Origin of the sequence: Paenibacillus abyssi, from assembly GCF_014640295.1 — a bacterium.
Taxonomy (GTDB): Bacteria; Bacillota; Bacilli; order Paenibacillales; family Paenibacillaceae; genus Paenibacillus_D; species Paenibacillus_D abyssi.
Window position 1 is genome coordinate 1 of sequence record NZ_BMGR01000013.1, and the last position, 14,139, is coordinate 14,139.

Below are 14,139 nucleotides of genomic sequence, written 5' to 3' on the forward strand. Positions count from 1 at the left end.
CTAAACAACAGCAAGACAGCTAAAGTAATTCATGACTTTCGCATCCGGTTTTCAGGGCGCAATGCTCTGTATGTCTTAATAGTAAGAAACATTCCCTGATAGCTCAGTTGGTAGAGCACTCGACTGTTAATCGAGTTGTCACAGGTTCGAGTCCTGTTCGGGGAGCCATTTGGAGAGGTGTCCGAGTCAGGTCGAAGGAGCACGATTGGAAATCGTGTAGGCGTCACAAGCGTCTCGAGGGTTCGAATCCCTCTCTCTCCGCCACTAATGTGGCCCGTTGGTCAAGGGGTTAAGACACCTCCCTTTCACGGAGGTAACAGGGGTTCGAATCCCCTACGGGTCACCAACCTTTAAAAAAAACCTCACAAAAAGTACTTGATTTTAGACAAGCATATGAGGTATACTATTAAATGTTGCTTCTCAAAATGGACGCTTAGCTCAGCTGGGAGAGCATCTGCCTTACAAGCAGAGGGTCGGCGGTTCGATCCCGTCAGCGTCCACCATAACTTCTTATTTTAACGACGCGGGGTGGAGCAGCCCGGTAGCTCGTCGGGCTCATAACCCGAAGGCCGCAGGTTCAAATCCTGCCCCCGCAACCAACTTTACCTTCGGAGTAAATCCGAGAACCATGATGTGGAGCTGTGGTGTAGAGGCCTAACATGCCTGCCTGTCACGCAGGAGACCGCGGGTTCGAATCCCGTCAGCTCCGCCATTATCTTAATATGGCTCGGTAGCTCAGTTGGTAGAGCAGAGGACTGAAAATCCTCGTGTCGGCGGTTCGATTCCGTCCCGAGCCACCATTTTAAGAATCATGGAATTGCATATGCCGTTGTAGCTCAATTGGTAGAGCAACTGACTTGTAATCAGTAGGTTGGGGGTTCAAGTCCTCTCGACGGCACCACATGGAGGATTAGCGAAGTGGCCAAACGCAGCAGACTGTAAATCTGTTCTCTGACGAGTTCGGTGGTTCGAATCCATCATCCTCCACCAGTTTACCTTAGGGGCATAGTTTAAAGGTAGAACAGCGGTCTCCAAAACCGTTAGTGTGGGTTCAATTCCTGCTGCCCCTGCCAAGTAAACATTTGAATATGGCGGTCGTGGCGAAGGGGTTAACGCACCGGTCTGTGGCTCCGGCATTCGTGGGTTCAAGTCCCATCGATCGCCCCATACAATCAAATGTAATTAAAAAAATAATGGGGATTAGCCAAGCGGTAAGGCAACGGACTTTGACTCCGTCATCCCTAGGTTCGAATCCTAGATCCCCAGCCATTTAATGCGGAAGTGGCTCAGCGGTAGAGCATCGCCTTGCCAAGGCGAGGGTCGCGGGTTCGATTCCCGTCTTCCGCTCCATTAAATTTTGGCGCCATAGCCAAGTGGTAAGGCAGAGCTCTGCAAAAGCTTTACCCCCAGTTCGAGTCTGGGTGGCGCCTCCACAAATCTTACCATGTGCCCTTAGCTCAGCTGGATAGAGCGTTTGACTACGAATCAAAAGGTCAGGAGTTCGAATCTCTTAGGGCACGCCATTTAACAAGCCGGCGTGGCGGAACTGGCAGACGCGCGCGACTCAAAATCGTGAGGGAAACCGTGGAGGTTCGAGTCCTCTCGCCGGCACCATACATAATCATTAAAACCTATTGATCATTGAGATCGATAGGTTTTTTTTTGTATTTAAAAAAGGTATTTGGATCAAATAATTTTATACCGAATATGCGAGTCAGAAATTGGTGAACTAGCGTATTTGCATGAAAAGAAGTTCGTTCGTTAAGCGGTATGATTACGAAAGCAACCTCATATGAATGAGTACTTAGCCAAAAGGGGAGGAAGTCGGATGAACCTGGATAAACCTTGGTTGCGCTTTTATCCGGAGGAGGTACCGTCAACTCTTGAATACCCTAATAAAAATATTGTCAATTTACTATTGGATGCGGTCGCTTCCTATCCTAATAAGCCGGCAGTGTACTTTCTTGGCAAGACGATGTCATATCGCGAACTGCTGACGTCAGTTTATCGAATGAGTAACGGGTTACACCAGCTTGGGGTTTCCAAAGGCGATCGTGTGGCAATCATGCTGCCGAATTGCCCGCAAGCTGTAATCGCCTATTTTGCAGTGCTGTTTACTGGAGCTGTTGTAGTGCAGACAAATCCGTTATACGTAGAAAGGGAACTGCAGCATCAGCTTCAGGATTGTGGAGCCAGTGTCATTGTTATACTTGATCTTCTCTATGAAAGATTAGGTCGGATACGTGATAACGGAATGTTACCGCAGCTAAAGCATGTAATCGTCACTTCAATTAAAGATGGGTTGCCATTTCCAAAAAATCTATTATATCCGCTAAAGCAGCGTAAGGAAGGACATCGTCCCAATGTACCTTACGGGCAGAAGGGTGTAATCACGTATAAACATATTCTCGGTAATTCGCCATCGACTCCTATTCCTGTTAGCGTAAATTCATCCGATGAACTTGCACTTTTGCAATATACTGGAGGCACAACCGGCCTGCCCAAAGGGGTGATGCTAACTCATAGAAATTTAATTGCAAATTCGTTGCAAACAGCAGCATGGTGCTACCGGGCTAAATCAGGGCAGGAGAGGTTTCTAGCTGCACTGCCATTATTTCATGTGTTTGGGTTAACAGTATTGATGAATCAAACCGTGCTGCGTGCCGGAATGATGATATTACTGCCCCGTTTTGAAATTAATATGGTACTTGAGGCAATCAAAAAGCTGCATCCGACGATATTTCCCGGTGCTCCGACAATGTATATCGCTTTATTGAATCATCCGGATACGGCAATAAGCGATCTATCTTCAATTGAAGTATGTATTAGTGGTTCAGCGGCCTTGCCACTTGAAATTCAAGAGAGATTTGAGATGCTGTCGGGAGGACGTTTAATTGAAGGTTACGGATTGACTGAAGCAGCACCTGTAACACATTGCAACCCCATCTGGGGATTGCGTAAAAATAGGACTATCGGTGTCCCGCTGCCCGATACAGAAGCCGCTGTGGTAGATTCGGCAACAGGAGAGCCCGTTGCATTGGGTGAGATCGGTGAACTTGTGATAAGAGGGCCGCAGGTCATGATGGGGTACTGGAACCGCTCTGAAGAGACTGCAGCAGCGCTGCGGGATGGATGGCTATTTACAGGTGATCTGGCAACAATGGACGAGGACGGTTATTTTACCATTGTAGATCGGAAGAAGGATGTTATTATAGCTGGGGGATATAACATTTATCCTCGTGAAGTAGAGGAAGTGCTCTTCGAGCACCCTGCCGTAATGGAAGCAGCAGTAGTCGGCGTCAATGATCCGTACCGCGGGGAAACGGTCAAAGCTTTTATTGTGACGAAAGAGGGATGGAACGTATCTACTATGCAGTTAGACCGTTGGTGCAGAGATCGCCTCGCGGCCTATAAAGTGCCTCGTAACTACGTGATTCGGGATTCGCTTCCTAAGTCGATGATCGGTAAAGTGCTACGCCGAAAGCTGTTGGAAGAGGATGAAGAATGACATTCGAGCAGTTTCATTGAAACAGTGGATGCTTTCCGATATAATAATAACTATAAAATGGAAATCGTCAACAGAAGAGGGGGTGGATGGTGGAATGAAGGAAGGATGGGTGACCTGGCTGCTGATTGCATTCGGCATCCTGGTGGCTATTGGCGGAGTCATTGCATACTTTCGGGTTGTGTCATCAGCATCCTCAGATCATCCGCCATCCACGAAAGATCATCGTTCTGAGGAGTAAAAGCTTGAAGGAGATTTAACTGGAAGAATGTACGCTTTTCTCATCAGTAACAAACTGGTATAATAAGTTAGACTAGTTAAATATATATCCGGCTGACCATGGATTACCTGCACAGAGTGGATTGCTTGAGCTAAAAGGATGACTGTTGGCAGTGGTAGTACATACCGCTGCATTCTCGCACATGGATTTAGGACGACCATCCGATGAAATGGGAGGGGATTTCATGGCAAAAAGAAGCCATAATGAAGTCAAAGAAAGCCTGAAGGAGCTCACGAGAATTTTTCAGCCTAAGGACCCGCGAAAGTTCGTTCGGGATTACATCCGTAAATATCGGATCACCGGGGGATATGAAGACGAGTTGACCCACTTAGTTGAGCATGAACTTGGTAAGATGAATTCGGTCAGTTAACGTGCAACCGTTAGACGCAGAACTAAGCGGCTCGGTTGTCACGAAACGTGCAACCGTTAGACGCAGAACTAGGCGGCTCGGTTCGCATGACACCGGATAAAGAGTCACAACATGCTGTTTAAACCTTGCCTTTAAGGCGAGGTTTTTTTTGCGGATTTGAAGAAGCCCGCTACAAAACAGCAGGCCCTAATTGATGACTATATAGATGAAGCTAATTTATATTTGAGAGAGCTTTAACGTCGATCTTTCATCTCACTAATTGGAGTGGGCATCGTTTTACCGCCATCGAACTGGTATTTAACAAGGATGTTAAATGAATCGACCCAAGGCTCTAGTGGGCGGCCAAGCCAGGCCTCCTTCGCATAGTCAACCATCTCATTAACAAAGTCTTTATTGGCGGAAATATGCACTTCTTCGATATTCGGACTTAATCGTCGGATTCTTTTTGCTATCGTCTGTTTCAATTCCCTCGAAATCAGGTTATGATCATTAACGGAAAAATATGAGTTATAGGGTGTAATCATCTTTCTATTGTTATAGTAGGGGGTTCCATCCCGATGGTTGTATACACCTTCGTTCGAGCCTGTGTTGTTCTGTTCTTTCATCGTTCTCCCTCCGATGCGTTTCGTACCTACGGCTGTCCAATCCAGTGCGATGCCCACATAAGCATTTTTGTCTGTGAGCATGACTATTGCTGTGGCAACGCCATTAATATCGGAAACTTCACGCGAGAGCATGGAACTGTATTCAAAGTATTTATTGTCATGCTGATCAGGATTGCCAGTAAGGGAGCCGTACATTCGTGTTCCGAGCATTTTGGGATCGTTCTTTTGCTGGGCGCCGTAATCGTAATCGCTGTCCTGAACATGACGCTCATAATTGCAGCCGGATAGGAGAGTTGGAATTATAATCAGGGCAAGGCAAAAAATGAAGATTCGATGTATAACTGGAAATATAAGGGGTGAGCGGATAAATCGTTTATTCATAATACGGCAAACCTCCTCGGTAAATTCTTTGATTGTAGCTTTTGCCTAAGGCGTTTAAATATACACCGGCACATCATACATAATTGACCAGGCATTTGGAGCAAAATGAAGGAGGGTGGATAAGAAGCGAGTTATCTGCATGATAGATCTGAAAAAGCCTTATCTTACTTGGTTTGAAAGGTTTGAGAACAATTTGTGAACTCTCTGTTGAACATTGACAAATAGGGTCTTCAACTTTATATTTAATAAAGTGATTTAGTTTGCAGGAATATCTAAACATCAGTGAAAAACACGCAGTTTGCCGCATTGCCGCGCCGAGATTTCGGCGGGCGCCCAAGATCGCTATACATAGCTAACCCGTATTGTAAAGCATAAGACAAGCTCCGCTCAGTCGGGGCTAGCGGTATCTGTAGGGACTAGATCCGCAATCTTAAGGCTAAACTAACCGGATCATGCATTGAGAGCGGTTGTGCTTGGGAAACTGTAGAAAACGTCAAAAGTGGGGTAGATCAATGATGAATCGGTGGCATGTTGTAAAACGACTCCTGCCGCTCCTGGCCGTTATGGCGCTGCTGCTGTCGGCGTGCGGTAGAGAAGACTTATCCACGCTCAATCCGCAAGGACCGGTAGCCGAGGAACAGTTCGGACTTATGAAATTGTCGATCTCGATCATGGTGCTTGTGGTCGTTGTCGTCTTCGCCATTGCCATTTATGTACTTATCCGTTTCCGTAGACGTCCTGGAGATAAAACGATCCCAGTACAGGTCGAAGGAAACCACAAGCTTGAAATTATTTGGACGGTTATTCCTCTTGTATTACTTGTCATTCTCGGCGTACCTACGATCCAATCGGTATTCGGGCTTGCAAAGGATTACAGCAAAGATGAAAACGCAGTACAAATTAAAGTGACGGCTCATCAATATTGGTGGGAATTTGATTATCCGCAATACGGCGTGAAAACCGCACAAGAGATGATTATTCCGACGAATGCAGTCATTTCTATTGAAGCCAAAACGGCTGACGTGATTCACTCCTTCTGGATTCCTTCATTGGCGGGTAAGATCGACACGAATCCTGGCGGCAATGTAAACCGGATGTACTTTGAAGCTCCGAAGTCTGGTGTATACTTAGGAAAATGTGCGGAACTCTGTGGTCCTTCCCATGCTTACATGGACTTCAAGGTCAAAGCAGTTGACGAAGCATCCTTCGAACGTTGGGTAGCGGGTATGAAAGCTCCTGCAGAAATGCCTAGCGATCCTGAAATCGCTGAATTGTTCGCAAGCCAGTGCTTGACTTGCCATGCTGTCGGTGACAAAGGCGGCACGATCTATCCGAACCTGACAGGTATGGGTGATCGTCTGGCTGTAGCAGGTTTCTTAATTAACACTGATGATCCTCAATACAAAAATGAGGGTACGGTATATGATAACTTGGTTCGTTGGATTGCAGATCCGCAAGAAGTTAAACCTGGCAATAACATGCCAAAAGTGGATCTGACACAGCAAGAAATCGAAGCCATCGCTAAATACTTGTCCGAGCAAAAGCTGGACTATTAATACAACGGTGATAGAAGGGGGTACCAACCTTGGCTCATGGACACGCGGTTAAACGTTATAGCGGCCTGATGGATTGGCTGACTACGGTTGACCATAAGAAAATCGGGGTCCTTTATCTGATTGCCGGTGGCTTCTTTTTCCTCATTGGAGGTCTGGAAGCGATCTTGATCCGGATTCAGCTGTGGAAACCACTTAATGATTTTGTAAGTCCGGACACGTACAACGAGCTGTTGACGATGCACGGAACAACGATGATTTTCTTGGCAGCGATGCCGATCTTATTTGCTTTAATGAATGCGATCGTGCCGCTCCAGATCGGGGCGCGCGACGTTGCGTTCCCATTCTTGAACTCGCTTGGTTTCTGGACATTCTTCTTTGGGGGCGTATTGCTTAATGTAAGTTGGTTTACCGGCGGCGCTCCGGATGCAGGCTGGACATCTTATGTGCCTCTTGCATCAGACACTTATAGTGCAGATAAAGGTGTTGACTACTATGTCATGGGTCTGCAGATAGCAGGTATCGGTACGCTGGTCGGCGGGATTAACTTCCTCGTAACGATCATTAACATGCGTGCACCGGGCATGAGTTTTATGCGTATGCCAATGTTTACATGGTCCGCATTTATTGCTTCCGCTTTGATCCTGTTTGCTTTCCCTGCATTGACAGTAGGTCTGGTTGCTCTAATGTTTGACCGTCTGTTCAGCGCAAATTTCTTTAACGTCGCTAACGGCGGTAACGTTGTATTGTGGGAGCATATCTTCTGGATTTTCGGACATCCTGAGGTATACATTCTTATACTGCCTGCTTTCGGTATTATTTCCGAGGTTGTCAGTACCTTCTCCCGGAAGCGGTTGTTCGGTTACAGCTCGATGGTCTTTGCTACCGTGTTAATCGGTTTCCTTGGATTCATGGTATGGGCGCATCACATGTTCACGACTGGACTTGGTCCGATTGCCAACGCGTTGTTCTCGATTGCGACGATGTTGATTGCCGTACCGACAGGTATTAAGATTTTTAACTGGCTATTTACAATGTGGGGCGGTTCAATCCGTTTCAACGTGGCGAATTTGTTCGCAATTGGTTTTATACCGACGTTTGTTATGGGTGGCGTGACTGGTGTCATGCTGGCTGCCGCACCTGCGGACTACCAATATCATGATACGTACTTCGTTGTAGCGCATTTCCACTACGTTATCGTTGGTGGTCTCGTATTGGGTATTTTTGCAGGTCTTTTCTACTGGTGGCCTAAGATGTTCGGCCGTATGCTGAATGAAGGACTTGGTAAAATCACATTCTGGACTTTCTTCATCGGTTTCCATCTGACGTTCTTTGTACAGCATTTCTTAGGATTGCTGGGTATGCCGCGTCGTATTTACACCTATCAAGATGGTTTAGGGTTAAACGGCATGAACTTGATTAGTACAGTCGGTGCAATCCTGATGGGTATCGGTACGATTGTGTTCCTGATCAACATTATTGTTACTGCGAAGAAACCTAAAAATCTTAGTAATGATCCGTGGGAAGACGGTCGTACGCTCGAATGGGCCATTCCATCTCCCGCACCGGAATATAACTTCGCGCAAACTCCGCTTGTACGCGGCTACGATGCGCTGTGGAAAGAAAAAATGGACGGAAATAAAGGCATGACACCGGCTGAACCGCTTGGTCCGATTCATATGCCATCACCATCGATTTTGCCGTTCATTATGTCCATTGGATTGTTCATTGCAGGTTTCGGCTTCATGTACAACCATTACATTGTGGCCATTATTGGTCTGGTCATTACATTTGCCTGCATGTTCCTTCGTTCCGTAATTGATGATCACGGCTTCCATATCGAGCCGGACGAGATGCATGACAAGGGGGTAAAAGGATGAGTGCACATTCTCATGTAGACGGCCAATTACCGCACGAGCCGGAGAAGGCAACCCTCGAAGGTCGCAATAAAGTACTTGGCTTTTGGTTATTTCTAGGCGGAGAAACAGTATTGTTCGGTACATTGTTTGGAGCGTACCTCACGCTCCGCCATCAAGTAGGGGACGGCAATCCGACATCACAGGAACTGTTCGATCTGACGCTAGTCGCTATAGCGACTTTTATCCTTTTGACATCGAGCTTGACAAGTGTATTCGCCATTCAGGCGATGCACAAAAATCAAGTGAAGGCTATGCTCAATTGGTTGATCGTAACCGTTCTTCTCGGATTAGGCTTCCTTATCCTTGAGATTTATGAGTTCTTGCATTATCTTCATCTGGGGCATGGCTTCACGACAAGTGCATTTAGTTCATCATTTTATACGCTAGTCGGTTTCCATGGTGCCCACGTTGCTTTTGGTATTTTCTGGATCACGTTGTTGATTATTCAAGTATTCAAAAGGGGCTTGAACACAACTACGGCACCGAAGGTTTATGTAGCCGGCCTATACTGGCACTTTATCGACGTCGTGTGGGTATTCATCTTCACAGTAGTTTATCTGATGGGAAAGGTGGGCTAATTCAATGTCAAGCAACCATTCCGCTTCCGCTTCGGAACACCAGGGTAAGCGTCATAAAGTTGAAGGCCCACAAAAGCATGTAGTCGCTTATATCTTCTCACTCGTACTAACGTTACTCGCATTTGCAACGGTAATCGCCGGTGAAGTGAACACAGCGTTTACGTATATTTTGCTGGTCTTTATGGCAATGCTGCAAGTATACATTCAGATGGCATTCTGGATGCATATGAAAGACCGCGGACATATCTATGCGATTATTGGAATATTGATGGGCACGTTTGTTGTATTAACAATAGTTGTCATGGCCGAGTATTGGACTTGGTGGTAAAATAGACTTCATTGGAGAGGCGGTCAATTAAATGGCCGTCTCTTTTCTTCAAAATTCATGATTTTTTTTCTTGATAGAGGAGGATATCCATAATGCTTGGTTTAGAATATTTCAGCTTTGAGGAATTGTGGAGTCCGATGGTTTTCTTTCTAATGGCAGCTCTTGTTATTCTCTACTTCTACGCTATCGGTCCATGGCGAGAACGCCGATATCCGAATGAGGGGGCAGCGAGCTCCCGTCAAAAGTTATTGTTCATCAGCGGGATGGTACTTTACTATCTGGCACAAGGCGGCCCATTGGAGTTGTTGGGTCACTTGACGTTTACTTTCCATATGGCAAATATGTCAATTTCCTATTTGATTGTTCCACCAATGATTCTGCTGGGCATACCGGCTTTTATCTGGAGGCATGTATTCTCACATCATTTCTGGAGACCATTCCGGTTCTTGATGCATCCGCTGCTTACATTGGTGTTGTTTAATATGCTGTTCTCAATTTATCATATCCCGGTTGTTCATGATTATGTCATGTTGAATTTCACGGTACACCGTATTTATTACGCGGCGATGCTGATCACCGCATTCATGATGTGGTGGCAGATCGTTTCTCCAGTCAAAGAGTGGAGCCGATTAACCGATGTGAAAAAAATGGGCTATATTTTCGCAAACGGGGTATTGCTGACTCCAGCCTGTGCGTTAATTATTTTCTCAGGTTCGCCGCTTTATGCTACCTATAATGATCCCAATGTATGGGCACAAGCAATGGGATATTGTGTATCGGGTGATCCTAGTGCGTTATTAGCCCAATTTTCAGGACCTTCATTCTTTAACTTCCTGCCTATTGTTGAGGATCAACAGCTTGGCGGGATTATTATGAAGCTTGTTCAGGAACTTATGTATGGTGCGCTTCTTGCTTATGTGTTCTCTCAGTGGTTCAAGAGAGAGCATGCGGATTCCGATAGCGATCTGCCTAACCCTAACCCGGCAGGCGCCGCTAATTAATAACCCATCCGGGGTACTTCTTACTCTTATTTATCCGTGGGTCATACAAGGCCGCTTAGTGATGTGATATTCCGTGGTAAAAATGTTATGCTGCGAAGGCACTGATTTCTGGATCAGTGCCTTTTCACATGTTTGTCAAACGGAGATGGCAAAAATGGTTAATACTTCTAGTATAAAATAAAATTAGAAGTTAATTCATGGAATGTTATTGACATTGTTTCACTGATTATAGTATAAAAGTATTAGTCAATAAGAACCAACAAGGGCAAACCTGTTGAAAAGCAGGGGCGCAAAGCCATGGGCCTAAAACGGACTCATCGTTATGGCAGCCGGTTACAGAAGATGCGTATTATGTCGCGTACAAGCCCTTACGTTGAAGTATGGGTTTTTTTGTATTAAACGTGTCGATTCTTGTAATTTATTGTTGATATCGTACGGAAATAGCTTTTTTAACGGAAAGGTGTGTGGAAGTACAGTGAAGTTAGAAAACGAGTATTACGAAGCCGTTTCTAGAGTAGGATCGAATGTGCTCTCCGGATACTTGGGAATGAGTATTTCTCCATTAGCATTAAGGGAACAGGAAGCGGCCATAGATGAGAGGGACGTAGCAGTTCTAATAGAAATGTTAGGGCAGTTAGACGGTCAAATCATCTGTGCCATGAATGAAGAAACGGCAAAACAGATCGTTGGACGTATGTTTGGCGGAATGGAAGTCAATCAATTGGATGAGATGGGTTGGAGTGCGATTAAAGAGTTTGGAAACTGGTTCGTAAGCGGCATTGCGACTGAATTCTCAAATCAAGGGCTTGAAGTGAATATCTCTCATCCCAATGTGAATGAGAACGAGGCATTGATCGTAGGAAAGCAGCAATATATTGTTACTCCGCTTGAGAGTGAATATGGAATTATTGATATATACTCTTTATTGAATGTGAAAATAGCTAGTTAATTAATCGGGAGGGTTAAATGAAAAGGATTATGATTGTAGACGATGCCGCATTTATGAGAATGATGATCAAGCAAATCCTGACGGAATCGGGATATGAGGTTGTCGGGGAAGCGGTGAATGGTAAAGATGCGGTCGCGAAATATTCAGAATTGAAGCCGGATCTCGTAACAATGGATATTACAATGCCTGAACTTGACGGTGTTGAGGCGGTAAAAGAGATTAGAAAAGTCAATTCCAGCGCTAAAGTAATTATGTGCTCAGCTATGGGGCAGCAGCATATGGTAGTAAGCGCTATTCAAGCCGGTGCATCGGATTTTATTGTTAAACCTTTTCAAAAGGATCGTGTGCTGGAAGCCGTTCAAAAAGTTTTAGGTTAACGATTAGATCGTAATACATAACGAAAGTCATGTCCAAGTCATTCAGGCTTGGACTTTTTTGTTTTGAAATGCCTGTCCTGTTTGGGGAATCCCACCTTCATTACTTAATAGTGATTTTTTAGGAAAAATTTACATAATGTTTGGTTGTGCTATCTTTAATGTCTTACTATACTGTGTATATGGATATACACAGTATGATAAGTGCTCAAAGGAGGCTTGCGATGACTACGTGGCAAGGCGCCTGGCAGATCGTAAAGCATGAAATTCGGCGTGACAAGCTGGGGCTGCTCTTTTCTTTAATGTTTTTTACCTATGTGGCGGTAATTCTTATTCCTATATTTAATGAGAGATTGGAATCAGAGGCCATGGGCCAAAATTGGCTGCTGGATTTTATGTATTTAAGTCTTTTGCCGAATTTGGGATTTGTGATGAACCGGACGATGTTTCGCTATTGGAGGGACGATCCTTTTACAAAGAAGATTGCTGCTTGGCGTACGATGCCGATCTCACCCGCTCATATAGCTGCGGCAAGGTTCATTCTCCTTTCAATTGTTCTTATTGCAGGCTGGCTCTACTTTTTTTCTCTGGAGTATATTTTTATCTCAGCCTTTCATGAGAAACTGAGTTTTCTGCAGTATATTGGTTTCGCTGCATTCTGGCTTGGGTATGCATTGATTTTTGCATGTCAATACGTGTATTTGGAGCTTGGATTTTCAGGGAAATTTTATGTGAGTGCATGTTTTGTATACTTTGCATTATTCGGACTCCTAACATATCTCATCAATCTGTCGGGAGACGGAGCGGTATTTGGAGTGATAAAGGCTGTACAGAATGGGCAATGGTGGATCTCAGCACTTTCCTTGGCAGTTGCAGTAGTTGCGCTTTTGTTCACCAATCTGATGCTTCGAAAGCGGTTGGCGAAAAGAAACTTATTGAATTAGAGGTGAAGCCGTGTGGATACCGATCCAAATTAATGAGCAAAGTGCGGAGCCGTTGTATCATCAGATCGGAATACAGCTTCGGGCTCTGATCGTAAGCGGCCAATTGGAGGAGGGTACTCTTCTGCCATCCATTCGCGAGTTGGCACAGCATCTCAAATGCAGCGTAATTACGATAAGGCGGGTTTATCAGAATCTGGAGACGGAAGGCTTGCTGTTCACAAGGCAAGGAACAGGTACTTTTGTGGCACAGGTAGGCGCAGAAGAGAGAAGCAGGCACCGTCTAGAGTCGGTTGTGGAAGCGTTCGAAGCTGCCGTGGCTGCAGCTCTGAGGGTACAGTGCACGGAAGAAGAAATGGGAGACATTTATCGTTCGGTGGTCAAAGAGAGGCTGCGCCAAAGCAGGCAAGGAGATTGAAGTTGCGGAGGGAAATGCTTCATGAATAATGACGAAGCCGTAATCCGGCTGACGGAGGTCGAGCAATCGAGAGCGCATTTCAAGCTGGGACCTCTCAATTTGAATGTGCCCAAAGGTTATGTAACAGCCATTGTAGGCCCTAATGGATCCGGCAAAAGCTCGACCTTCCGGCTGCTGCTTGACCTGGCTAAGGCTGATCGAGGCAGTATGGAGATGTTTGGCGAGCCGGTTGGCAGGGATGATGTAAAGCTGAAGCAGCGGGTTGGATATTTGCCGGATGACTCGTTATCTGAGGAGGATTCACTTCGCGGGTCGGAGAGAGCCGCATTCACGAAAATATGGTATCCCGGTTGGGATGTTAACCGATATACAGAGCTGCTTAATCTATTTGAGGTGAATCCGGATTTAAAGCTGGGCAAGATGTCCAAAGGAATGCGAAGAAAATTTGAACTGACACTCGCACTTTCCCACGATCCGGAGCTGCTGCTCCTTGATGAACCATCGTCGGGACTTGATCCCTTAGCCTGGAAGAAAATGATCGAGGTGCTCCATCACTACATGGAACAAGGTAACCGTACGATCCTCATGGCAACCCATATTATTGATGAGGTTCGAAGGTTGGCGGATTATATCGTGTTCCTGGTGAATGGACGCGCGCTCGGCGTATATGAGAAAGACGAATTGTTCAGCAGCTGGCATATTTTCTATGTGCAGGATGAACGTTCGGTATATGAGTTGCTTTCAGGAATTCCGGGCATACGCGCCAAGGAGAAAGCCGGAGGCGGAGTAATTAAAGTGATTACTAACAAGGCGATGGATGCGGAAAAATGGCTGCAAAAGGAAGGGATCAAGATTACGGGCCGGACGCCGATGGAGCTCGATGAAATTATGGCCTCGCTTATCGACAATGACAGGCTGCGGATGCGGCAATCATGAA

Annotated in this window: 14 protein-coding genes, 16 tRNA genes and 1 riboswitch; of the genes, 29 read left to right on the forward strand and 1 reads right to left on the reverse strand. The window is 45.6% G+C overall.

The window, feature by feature from the left end; translation table 11 throughout:
- Nucleotides 1–92: 92 nt before the first annotated feature.
- The 19 genes from IEW11_RS18195 to IEW11_RS18285 all read left to right on the forward strand — a co-directional run bounded on the left by IEW11_RS18195 (nucleotide 93) and on the right by IEW11_RS18285 (nucleotide 4,155).
- A tRNA-Asn gene (locus IEW11_RS18195) sits at nucleotides 93–168 on the forward strand.
- 3 nt (nucleotides 169–171) lie between these two features.
- Nucleotides 172–264: transfer RNA gene (locus IEW11_RS18200), tRNA-Ser, on the forward strand.
- A 7-nt stretch (nucleotides 265–271) separates the two neighbouring features.
- A tRNA-Glu gene (locus IEW11_RS18205) sits at nucleotides 272–346 on the forward strand.
- 81 nt (nucleotides 347–427) lie between these two features.
- Nucleotides 428–503 (forward strand) — tRNA-Val (locus IEW11_RS18210).
- 19 nt (nucleotides 504–522) lie between these two features.
- Nucleotides 523–599: transfer RNA gene (locus IEW11_RS18215), tRNA-Met, on the forward strand.
- Nucleotides 600–635: 36 nt separating this feature from the next.
- Nucleotides 636–712: transfer RNA gene (locus tag IEW11_RS18220), tRNA-Asp, on the forward strand.
- A 12-nt stretch (nucleotides 713–724) separates the two neighbouring features.
- Nucleotides 725–800 (forward strand) — tRNA-Phe (locus tag IEW11_RS18225).
- A 25-nt stretch (nucleotides 801–825) separates the two neighbouring features.
- A tRNA-Thr gene (locus IEW11_RS18230) sits at nucleotides 826–901 on the forward strand.
- 3 nt (nucleotides 902–904) lie between these two features.
- Nucleotides 905–990, forward strand: a tRNA-Tyr gene (locus tag IEW11_RS18235).
- Between the two features lie 9 nt (nucleotides 991–999).
- Nucleotides 1,000–1,073: transfer RNA gene (locus IEW11_RS18240), tRNA-Trp, on the forward strand.
- 18 nt (nucleotides 1,074–1,091) lie between these two features.
- A tRNA-His gene (locus IEW11_RS18245) sits at nucleotides 1,092–1,167 on the forward strand.
- 27 nt (nucleotides 1,168–1,194) lie between these two features.
- A tRNA-Gln gene (locus IEW11_RS18250) sits at nucleotides 1,195–1,269 on the forward strand.
- A 6-nt stretch (nucleotides 1,270–1,275) separates the two neighbouring features.
- Nucleotides 1,276–1,350: transfer RNA gene (locus IEW11_RS18255), tRNA-Gly, on the forward strand.
- A 9-nt stretch (nucleotides 1,351–1,359) separates the two neighbouring features.
- Nucleotides 1,360–1,433: transfer RNA gene (locus IEW11_RS18260), tRNA-Cys, on the forward strand.
- A 13-nt stretch (nucleotides 1,434–1,446) separates the two neighbouring features.
- A tRNA-Arg gene (locus tag IEW11_RS18265) sits at nucleotides 1,447–1,523 on the forward strand.
- Nucleotides 1,524–1,531: 8 nt separating this feature from the next.
- Nucleotides 1,532–1,614 (forward strand) — tRNA-Leu (locus IEW11_RS18270).
- Between the two features lie 214 nt (nucleotides 1,615–1,828).
- Nucleotides 1,829–3,508 carry a long-chain-fatty-acid--CoA ligase gene (locus IEW11_RS18275; RefSeq protein WP_188532510.1) on the forward strand — a complete coding sequence of 560 codons (1,680 nt, stop codon included), beginning with the start codon at nucleotides 1,829–1,831 and terminating at the stop codon, nucleotides 3,506–3,508.
- Between the two features lie 94 nt (nucleotides 3,509–3,602).
- Nucleotides 3,603–3,746 (forward strand): hypothetical protein, encoded by a 144-nt coding sequence (locus IEW11_RS18280; protein WP_188532511.1) that lies wholly within the window; start codon nucleotides 3,603–3,605, stop codon nucleotides 3,744–3,746.
- A 223-nt stretch (nucleotides 3,747–3,969) separates the two neighbouring features.
- A complete protein-coding gene (locus IEW11_RS18285; RefSeq protein ID WP_188532512.1) occupies nucleotides 3,970–4,155 on the forward strand; it encodes a hypothetical protein in 186 nt (61 codons plus the stop codon).
- 233 nt (nucleotides 4,156–4,388) lie between these two features.
- Here the strand turns inward: IEW11_RS18285 and IEW11_RS18290 are convergent, their stop codons facing one another.
- Entirely contained in the window at nucleotides 4,389–5,141 is a 753-nt protein-coding gene (locus tag IEW11_RS18290) for a hypothetical protein (protein ID WP_229725431.1), read from the reverse strand.
- Between the two features lie 512 nt (nucleotides 5,142–5,653).
- On the opposite strand from IEW11_RS18290, the gene coxB reads away from it, so the two are divergent.
- The 10 genes from coxB to IEW11_RS18340 all read left to right on the forward strand — a co-directional run bounded on the left by coxB (nucleotide 5,654) and on the right by IEW11_RS18340 (nucleotide 14,138).
- Entirely contained in the window at nucleotides 5,654–6,697 is a 1,044-nt protein-coding gene (gene coxB, locus IEW11_RS18295; RefSeq protein ID WP_188532513.1) for a cytochrome c oxidase subunit II, read from the forward strand.
- A 68-nt stretch (nucleotides 6,698–6,765) separates the two neighbouring features.
- Nucleotides 6,766–8,574: a cytochrome c oxidase subunit I gene (ctaD, locus tag IEW11_RS18300; protein ID WP_188532636.1), complete on the forward strand. Its 1,809-nt coding sequence runs from the start codon at nucleotides 6,766–6,768 to the stop codon at nucleotides 8,572–8,574.
- Nucleotides 8,571–9,191, forward strand: a complete 621-nt coding sequence (locus IEW11_RS18305; RefSeq protein ID WP_188532514.1) for a cytochrome (ubi)quinol oxidase subunit III — start codon at nucleotides 8,571–8,573, stop codon at nucleotides 9,189–9,191. The genes ctaD and IEW11_RS18305 overlap by 4 nt, the downstream gene beginning before the upstream one ends.
- A 4-nt stretch (nucleotides 9,192–9,195) precedes the next feature.
- Nucleotides 9,196–9,519, forward strand: a complete 324-nt coding sequence (locus IEW11_RS18310; RefSeq protein ID WP_188532515.1) for a cytochrome C oxidase subunit IV family protein — start codon at nucleotides 9,196–9,198, stop codon at nucleotides 9,517–9,519.
- 92 nt (nucleotides 9,520–9,611) lie between these two features.
- A complete protein-coding gene (gene ctaG, locus IEW11_RS18315; RefSeq protein WP_188532516.1) occupies nucleotides 9,612–10,520 on the forward strand; it encodes a cytochrome c oxidase assembly factor CtaG in 909 nt (302 codons plus the stop codon).
- Between the two features lie 254 nt (nucleotides 10,521–10,774).
- Nucleotides 10,775–10,861, forward strand: a riboswitch (cyclic di-GMP riboswitch).
- Nucleotides 10,862–10,995: 134 nt separating this feature from the next.
- Nucleotides 10,996–11,469: a chemotaxis protein CheX gene (locus IEW11_RS18320; RefSeq protein WP_188532517.1), complete on the forward strand. Its 474-nt coding sequence runs from the start codon at nucleotides 10,996–10,998 to the stop codon at nucleotides 11,467–11,469.
- Nucleotides 11,470–11,486: 17 nt separating this feature from the next.
- Nucleotides 11,487–11,846: a response regulator gene (locus tag IEW11_RS18325; RefSeq protein WP_188532518.1), complete on the forward strand. Its 360-nt coding sequence runs from the start codon at nucleotides 11,487–11,489 to the stop codon at nucleotides 11,844–11,846.
- A 221-nt stretch (nucleotides 11,847–12,067) separates the two neighbouring features.
- Nucleotides 12,068–12,787, forward strand: a complete 720-nt coding sequence (locus IEW11_RS18330; protein WP_188532519.1) for a hypothetical protein — start codon at nucleotides 12,068–12,070, stop codon at nucleotides 12,785–12,787.
- 10 nt (nucleotides 12,788–12,797) lie between these two features.
- A complete protein-coding gene (locus tag IEW11_RS18335; RefSeq protein ID WP_188532520.1) occupies nucleotides 12,798–13,202 on the forward strand; it encodes a GntR family transcriptional regulator in 405 nt (134 codons plus the stop codon).
- Nucleotides 13,203–13,223: 21 nt separating this feature from the next.
- On the forward strand, nucleotides 13,224–14,138 hold the full coding sequence (locus IEW11_RS18340; protein ID WP_188532521.1) for an ABC transporter ATP-binding protein: 915 nt from the start codon (nucleotides 13,224–13,226) through the stop codon (nucleotides 14,136–14,138).
- Nucleotide 14,139 lies beyond the last annotated feature (1 nt).

What these genes read in the sequence shown, in the direction of transcription:
- IEW11_RS18275 (WP_188532510.1), top strand. Translation starts at nt 1,829, where the DNA reads ATGAACCTGGATAAACCTTGGTTGCGCTTTTATCCGGAGGAGGTACCG.
- IEW11_RS18280 (WP_188532511.1), top strand. Translation starts at nt 3,603, where the DNA reads ATGAAGGAAGGATGGGTGACCTGGCTGCTGATTGCATTCGGCATCCTG.
- IEW11_RS18285 (WP_188532512.1), top strand. Translation starts at nt 3,970, where the DNA reads ATGGCAAAAAGAAGCCATAATGAAGTCAAAGAAAGCCTGAAGGAGCTC.
- IEW11_RS18290 (WP_229725431.1), bottom strand. Translation starts at nt 5,141, where the DNA reads ATGAATAAACGATTTATCCGCTCACCCCTTATATTTCCAGTTATACAT.
- coxB (WP_188532513.1), top strand. Translation starts at nt 5,654, where the DNA reads ATGATGAATCGGTGGCATGTTGTAAAACGACTCCTGCCGCTCCTGGCC.
- ctaD (WP_188532636.1), top strand. Translation starts at nt 6,766, where the DNA reads ATGGATTGGCTGACTACGGTTGACCATAAGAAAATCGGGGTCCTTTAT.
- IEW11_RS18305 (WP_188532514.1), top strand. Translation starts at nt 8,571, where the DNA reads ATGAGTGCACATTCTCATGTAGACGGCCAATTACCGCACGAGCCGGAG.
- IEW11_RS18310 (WP_188532515.1), top strand. Translation starts at nt 9,196, where the DNA reads ATGTCAAGCAACCATTCCGCTTCCGCTTCGGAACACCAGGGTAAGCGT.
- ctaG (WP_188532516.1), top strand. Translation starts at nt 9,612, where the DNA reads ATGCTTGGTTTAGAATATTTCAGCTTTGAGGAATTGTGGAGTCCGATG.
- IEW11_RS18325 (WP_188532518.1), top strand. Translation starts at nt 11,487, where the DNA reads ATGAAAAGGATTATGATTGTAGACGATGCCGCATTTATGAGAATGATG.
- IEW11_RS18330 (WP_188532519.1), top strand. Translation starts at nt 12,068, where the DNA reads ATGACTACGTGGCAAGGCGCCTGGCAGATCGTAAAGCATGAAATTCGG.
- IEW11_RS18340 (WP_188532521.1), top strand. Translation starts at nt 13,224, where the DNA reads ATGAATAATGACGAAGCCGTAATCCGGCTGACGGAGGTCGAGCAATCG.